Consider the following 2782-nt stretch of genomic DNA (forward strand, 5'->3'; position numbering starts at 1 on the left):
GCCTTGACCGGGGGCTATCTGAATGGCACCCTGGCGGGTGCTTTTTTGGGGAACCTCCTCACGGAGGTCCTTTCTTATAGACACCCTGTTAAAAACCATACGGTGTGAACTTTCTAATGCGTAACCCATGGACTAGGTTGGCTTTCTACTTGGCATAATCTGAATAATTGATTAATTTTGTGGCAAATTGAGCCAAATGATGAAAGAAAATAATCAAAACGAACATATTGACGAGCTAGACCAAAATAGTGAGCATCTGCCAGCTTCAGAGCACTCCAGCGAAGACTCCATTAAGGATGGGAGTGGTAGCTATGTACTGAGCGGAATGTATCGCAATTGGTTTCTCTCCTATGCCTCCTATGTAATTTTGGAGCGTGCAGTGCCCCACATAGAGGATGGACTGAAGCCGGTACAGCGACGCATTCTCTACACGATGTCGCAGATGGACGACCGCCTCATCAAGGTGGCGAACATTGTGGGTCAGACCATGTCGCTTCACCCCCACGGAGATGCCAGTATCGGCGATGCATTGGTGCAGCTAGGTCAGAAAGACTTATTGATTGACTGCCAAGGTAACTGGGGTAATATCCTCACGGGCGATGGAGCAGCTGCCGCTAGGTATATAGAGGCAAGGCTCACCCCTTTTGCCAAAGAGGTGCTTTTCAGCGATAAAATCACCGACTACAAGCTCTCCTACGATGCTACGCACAAGGAACCGGTGGCACTACCAGTGAAGTTTCCCCTACTCCTTGCTCAGGGTGCAGAAGGTATTGCTGTGGGGCTCTCCTGCAAGATACTCCCCCACAACGTCCGTGAGCTACTGGAGGCTTGCATTGCTTATCTCAAAGGAGAAGAATTTGAGCTTTATCCCGATTTTCCAACAGGCGGGCTGATGGATATCAGCCGTTACAATGACGGCGAGCGTGGTGGGCAAATCAAGGTGCGGGCACTGATAGAGAAAAAAGATGCCAAGACCCTTGCTATCACGGAGATCCCCTTTGGTCGTACCACCAGTTCGATCATTGAGTCGATTATGCGGGCGAATGATCGGGGTAATATCAAGGTGCGGAAGATTGATGATAAGACGGCTGCCACAGTCAATATTGAGATACAGCTACCTCCTGGCACTTCGTCCGACAAAACGATTGATGCCCTCTACGCCTTTACTGATTGTGAGGTGAGCATTGCCCCCAATTGTTGCGTGATCCGCGATGACAAACCAGAGTTTCTCAATATTACAGAGGTACTCAAAGATGGGGTGGAGCGCACCATGACCTACCTGCGTACTGAGCTAAAGATCAAACTAGCAGAGCTAGAGGAGCAGCACCTAAAGAGCTCTTTGGAGGAGCTATTTATCCAGAGACGTATTTACAAGGACAAGGAGTTTGAGCAAGCCAAGAATCTAAAAGTGGCGATTGCTCATATCCGTGAGCGACTATCCGATGCTCTGGAGGGGATGATACGCCCTGTGACGGACGATGATCTAAAGCTCTTGCTTGAGCTCCGGATGGCACGCATCCTTCGCTTCAATGAAGAGAAAAACCAACTCTTCATTAAAGGGCTTGAAAAGGAGATGGCAGAGATCAAAGAGACGCTGAATGACATCCGCTCGTACACCATCAAGTGGTACCAAAAACTACTCAAAGAGTAGGGCGATAAATATCCCCGCCTCACCAAGATCCAAAGCTTTGATGAGATTCAAGTCGCCAAGGTGGTGCTGAAAAATGAAAAGCTCTATGTAGATCGTGAGGGTGGTTTCATCGGCACAGGTCTGAAGAAAGACGAATTTGTCTGCGAAGTCTCGGACCTCGATGATGTGATTGTCTTCTTGAGAGATGGACGGTACCTCATTACCAAGGTGGCCGATAAAGCCTTCGTTGGCAAAGAGATCATACACGTAGCTCGCTGGATCCGCAATGACAAGCGTACTATATATAATGTGATCTACAGAGATGGCAAGAATGGGGCTGCCTACATCAAGAGGTTTAATATTCCATCGTTGATTCGTGATCGGGAGTACCATGTGACACAGGAAAAGCCTGGTTCAAAAATCCTTTACTTCTCCGCCAACCCCAATGGAGAGGCTGAGACGGTGAAGGTGGTTCTTCGGCCTACCCAAAGGGAGCGGAGGAGAAAGCTGGTCTTTGAACGAGATTTTGCTGAGATCTTGATCAAAGGGCGCACCGCCAAAGGGAACCTCCTGACCCGAGGGAATGTATTCAAGGTAACGCTCAAGGAGCAAGGGGCTAGCACGCTCGGGGGCCGGAAGGTATGGTTTGACTGGGATGTCTTCCGCATCAATTACGATGAGCGGGGTAGCTACCTAGGGGAGTTTGCTGGCGACGACCAAGTTTTGGTGATTAGGGAAAATGGAGAGTGCTACACCACAGGGTATAGCGATGCGACTCATTTTGAGCGAGATATCAAAGTGATTGAGCCATACGACCCTGATAAGATATGGACCCTGGTTTACTACGATGAGGAGGCAAAATACACCTATATTAAGCGTTTCCCAATAGAGGAGGATGGCGGTCGCACCTTTATCCAAGGAGAGGAGCAAAATAGAGTGCTACTCCTGAGTGAGGAGGTATATCCACTGATCAAAGTGACCTTTGGCGGAGGAGACGAGCACCGTATGCCGATCGAGATAGACGCCGAAACATTTATCGGTGAAAAGAGCATTCGAGCCAAAGGAAAGCGGATCAGTAACTATGAGGTGGCAGAGGTAGAGAAGCTACCTCCTGCAAGAGTACCAGAGGAGGGGGAAGAATCGGAAGAGGAA

1 pseudogene is annotated in these 2782 nt (G+C 49.1%); it reads left to right on the top strand.

Annotated features, from left to right (window positions below):
* Nucleotides 1–196: 196 nt before the first annotated feature.
* Nucleotides 197–2782 (top strand): annotated as a pseudogene (locus QVO39_RS08820) (DNA gyrase/topoisomerase IV subunit A); the annotation flags it as partial.

It is taken from the genome of Porphyromonas sp. CAG:1061 (assembly GCF_000435035.1).
Taxonomy (GTDB): domain Bacteria; phylum Bacteroidota; class Bacteroidia; order Bacteroidales; family Porphyromonadaceae; genus Porphyromonas_A; species Porphyromonas_A somerae.